The organism is Acinetobacter sp. AB03, assembly GCF_058107045.1.
Genome location: NZ_JBUEBA010000002.1, coordinates 212,236 through 216,696, shown reverse-complemented (window position 1 = coordinate 216,696; position 4,461 = coordinate 212,236). Strand labels below are relative to the sequence as shown.

Genomic DNA, 4,461 nt, shown 5'->3' with positions numbered 1-4,461 from the left:
GGCATTTAACGCTGGCACTGTGCTTTTAAGCTTTTTAAACGCCAGCTTATACCTTGATGCTAGATAGGCGCGAGTGATCGTAGATTAAAATAACAGGCTAGGATGATAACACTTTAGCCTGTTCAGGGTATATTTCATATTTGGAAACTTATTAGTTTCAGTTTTTCGGTTTATATAAGCCATGATCAACTAAATGCTGACGTAAGAGATGACGAAGCTCTAAAACGGTTTCAGGCTCTTCCTGAATAGAATGACCGCCTCTAAATATTTTTTCTGAAATAGCTCCTTCTAAGTGGGCGCTTGTATAGGGAACAACACCATCGGTAATCACACTGGGATCATCACTCTTTGTGATATTGCCTATAATAGAATGAAAAGCTAAGCCTTCTTTAAGAGGTATATTTGTAGTAAGTTGCATAAACTCTGATTTGGTACTGAGGTCGCTTGGACCATTTTGAAGAGTATTATCATTAAGAATTTTAACGAAATCTCTAAGGTTAGTATCATCACTATTTAATGTATCTGTTAATGTTGTTAAGAATTTAGAAGGTAAACGAATAATCTTGCGAGCAGTTAATGTGAACCAACGATCTGCGTACCTTGTTCCATGATGTGGAGTAGCAAGAAAAATAACACGGTCAAAGTTTGGAATTGGAGTCATTTTTAACCGTTCGCCAACTGCGGGATGTTCTTTCATCCGAGCAAGTTCGTGACTATTCATCATTGGTAATGCCTCTTGTGAAATATCAGCATTACTCATTAAAAGACGACTGATGATTCCTCCCATGCTATGACCAATAAGTACAGCATTTTTTGCGGCTGAATCTTGAGGATTAAGGGTGGCAAAGGTTTGTTTTAATAATGCATACACTTGAAAACGACTTTCTAAGATTGGCATATTCGTTGAATAAAATACTTGCCAAACTTGATAATTTTCACGAAGAGTTGTGTCTCCCATTATGTCATTTGTAAGGGTAATCCATGCTTGTGGGCTACTAGCAAGGCCATGTATTAATACAATGACTTTTTTGTTTGGATTGTAAGGTTCAAGCATATATAGTTGGGGCATGGTCACTTTTTGTTTATAATCAATAAGAGAAAGATAAGCGGTTAGGCTTAAATTATTTTCAGATAACCATAAACCATATGGAGCTGAGAAGTTTGCAGCAAGTGAATAATCCTTTCCCGCAATATTGACTTTTGCTATGTTGTAAGGGTCGTAAATTTTTATTTCAAAATCTGGACTATTTAATACCTCATCCAATGTTTCTATTTTATTTTTTGGTTGGGCAATTAAAGTCGATGATAGATATCTAGCTTTATGAATATTTGGATTAACCCCATTTGGATAATTATATGTTAATGGATCTAAAATATACTTATTTTCAATTTTAGAAGGATCAGTTTTACTGGAAAGTACTGCAACAAAATCAGATCCAAAACCATCACGACGATTAATGGTTCTTAAACCTGAAAAGTTCATATTATAGCTTGATGTGAATTTTTCAAGCTCCATATCTTGTAGTTTTTGATATGATTGAGTATCAATTGAATATGTACTTTTACCTATTTTTATTTTTGGTGGGATAGTATTGGATACGCTTCTTACACTATAAGCGTTAATTAGTTCTGTTAGTGCTTGATTATAAAAATCTCGGATTTGAATTTGACGATTATCAAATATACGATCTTGTGGTTGACGTGATGTTTTAAACAAAAAAGCATAACTATAACGGATACTTTTATCTAATGCATCGTAAGCGTCCGCTGAACCCCACTTTTCTTATCTGCTCAATATCCCGATAGTGTCCATTATTTATTATAAATGGACATTATGTTTATGGCCTTAGACACTTTTATAGACACTGAACAAACGACAGAAAGAACCCGCAGAATCTTCGCAACTGAGTTTAAACAGCACCTGGTCGAGCTTTGCCTGCAGCCAGACACATCGGTGGCCAAGGTGGCAATGCAACATCAGATCAATGCCAATCTGCTACATAAATGGATTCGCCAGTCCAGATCAATGGTCCCGGCATTAAAAAGCTCACCCAGTCCACAGACCGACTTTCTTCCCGTCATTCTTCACCCGACTCCAGTCAGACAAGAAACACCTCCACCACCTGTGCCGGAGAAGAATGCTGTCGCTCATATCAGGATTCCATTGCATAAGGAACAAGGTTCCGCAAGGGATCAGATGATCGAGATCGACTGGCCGGTGGAGTCGGCAAAGGAATTACTGCCTTTAATTCAGGGCTTGATCAAATGATCCGTATCGATGAAATCTGGCTCTCTACCCAGCCGATGGATATGCGTGCAGGTATGGATACGGCCATGGCTCAGGTGCTGAGAGCCTTTGGCTATATCAAACCGCATTGTGCTTACCTGTTCTGTAATAAACGTGGCCATCGCATGAAAGTGCTGGTGCATGATGGACTGGGTATCTGGCTGTGTGCCCGGCGGCTGGAACAGGGCAAATTTCACTGGGCTCAGGTTCACCAGGGTGAAACCGTGGCGATCAGCCCGGAACAGTTACAGGCACTGATCCAAGGTTTAGCTTGGCAGAGAATCGGACTGCAGCAAGTGGTAACAATGCTCTAAACCAAGCTCATCCATTCTGCTATTCTCCAAACGTTTTATTTACACATATTCATGATCTCAGCCATACTGTGGTCATGAATACGCTGCCTGATTTAAGCCAACTGACCCATACACAACTGCTGGAATTTACCCGGCAGTTGGCGATTCAGCATCAGTCTCTAGCGCAATCAAATCAACAGTTAGATACCAAGGTTCAACATCTAGAAGTATCAAATCAACAATTAGATGCCAAAGTTCAACATCTTGAAGCATGCAACCAACATCTCTCTATTCTCACGCAAAAATACGAGCATGAGCTCGCACTATTTAAACAGCATAAATTCGGCAGTAAAAACGAACATCTAACCGCAAAACAAATCCACCTATGGGACGAAGCGGTTGAAGAAGATATCGCAGCGGTTGATCTGGAACTGGAACGACTGAATGCAGCTAAAACCGATGCAGCTGCGCAGAAAGCCACAGCCAACAAACCTAAACGTCGACCATTACCAGATCATCTACACACCATCCGTATTGAGCATGAACCTGCATCGACAGAATGTGCCTGTGGCTGTGCCTTGCGTCGTATCGGTGAAGATATCAGTGAAAAACTGAATTTCAGACCGGCACAGTTCTATAAGGAACAGCATATTCGAGGCAAATGGGTGTGTGATCAATGTGACACACTGACCCAACAAGCAATGCCGGCCTATGTGATTGAGAAAGGCATTGCCAGTCCTGAATTACTCAGCCATGTACTGGTATCGAAGTATGCAGATCATTTACCGCTGTACCGTCAGCGCCAGATCTTTCTACGCGCAGGTGTTGATCTGTCCAGATCAACCTTATCTGACTGGATTGGTCGCTGTGGTGTAGAGTTAGAACGCCTAACCGATGCATTAAGAAAGGTGATCCTACAGCAAGCGGTGATTCATGCAGATGAAACACCCGTCACCATCATGCGGATGGATGATAAAGATAAAAAACCGAAGAAAGGTTATGTCTGGGCTTATGCAACAACCCAATATAATCCAGTTCAAGCCGTGATTTATGACTTTCAAGACAGTCGCTCTGGTGAACATGCCGAAGCCTTTCTAAAAGATTGGCAAGGTCATCTGGTCTGTGATGATTACAGTGGCTACAAAGCACGCTTTAAATCAGGCCAGGTCATTGAGGTGGGCTGCATGGCACATGCACGACGTAAATTTCATGAGTTGCATGTGACCGGGAAAAGTCAGATTGCAGAACAGGCTTTGTTCTTGATTCAGAAGCTGTATGCGATAGAGGCTGAAATAAGAAAAAATACCGACGGTACAGCAGAACAACGCTATAAGTACCGGCAACAGTATAGTCAAGCTGTTATGCAGCAACTCTATGAATGGCTGACACAACATCAACTTGCAGTACCCTCAAGCTCTGCAACTGCTAAAGCTATTAATTACAGCCTAAAACGTTGGGAAGCCTTAAGCCGTTATCTAGATGATGGCAATCTGCCTATTTGCAATAATTGGGTCGAGCTGGCTGTGTGCCCGGCGGTTGGAACAGGGCAAATTTCACTGGGCTAAAGTTCACCAGGGTGAAAGCGTAGCCCTCAGCCCGGAACAGTTACAGGCACTGATCCAGGGTTTGCCCTGGCAGCGCATTGGACGACAGCAGGTAGTGACGATGCTCTAAACCAGGTTGGTGCATTCTGCTATTCTCCAAACGTTCTATTTCCTCTGCGTCATGACCTCAGGCATACTGCGGTCATGAATACGCTGCCTGACTTAAGCCAACTGACCCATGAACAACTGCTGGAATTTACCAGACAGTTGGCAATGCAGCATCAACAACTCGCAGAAGATAACCAACAATTAGATACCAAAGTTCAGCATCTTGAAG

3 protein-coding genes and 2 pseudogenes are annotated in these 4,461 nt (G+C 41.9%); 4 read left to right on the top strand and 1 reads right to left on the bottom strand.

What is annotated here, in order from left to right; translation table 11 throughout:
* Nucleotides 1-157: 157 nt before the first annotated feature.
* A pseudogene (locus ACY3FQ_RS01250) lies at nucleotides 158-1,756 on the bottom strand (esterase/lipase family protein); the annotation flags it as partial.
* A gap of 84 nt (nucleotides 1,757-1,840) precedes the next feature.
* Between ACY3FQ_RS01250 and tnpA the strand changes: the two are divergent.
* The 4 genes and pseudogenes from tnpA to tnpB (ACY3FQ_RS01230) all read left to right on the top strand — a co-directional run bounded on the left by tnpA (nucleotide 1,841) and on the right by tnpB (ACY3FQ_RS01230) (nucleotide 4,254).
* Nucleotides 1,841-2,269 carry an IS66-like element accessory protein TnpA gene (gene tnpA / locus ACY3FQ_RS01245; protein WP_489773527.1) on the top strand — a complete coding sequence of 143 codons (429 nt, stop codon included), beginning with the start codon at nucleotides 1,841-1,843 and terminating at the stop codon, nucleotides 2,267-2,269.
* Entirely contained in the window at nucleotides 2,266-2,601 is a 336-nt protein-coding gene (gene tnpB, locus ACY3FQ_RS01240) for an IS66 family insertion sequence element accessory protein TnpB (RefSeq protein WP_004669045.1), read from the top strand. Before tnpA ends, tnpB (ACY3FQ_RS01240) begins: the two co-directional genes overlap by 4 nt.
* 74 nt (nucleotides 2,602-2,675) lie before the next feature.
* Nucleotides 2,676-4,112, top strand: a pseudogene (gene tnpC, locus ACY3FQ_RS01235) (IS66 family transposase); the annotation flags it as partial.
* Nucleotides 4,060-4,254, top strand: coding sequence for an IS66 family insertion sequence element accessory protein TnpB (gene tnpB / locus ACY3FQ_RS01230; RefSeq protein WP_489773526.1), 195 nt, complete (start codon nucleotides 4,060-4,062; stop codon nucleotides 4,252-4,254). The pseudogene tnpC and the gene tnpB (ACY3FQ_RS01230), both read left to right, overlap by 53 nt.
* Nucleotides 4,255-4,461 lie beyond the last annotated feature (207 nt).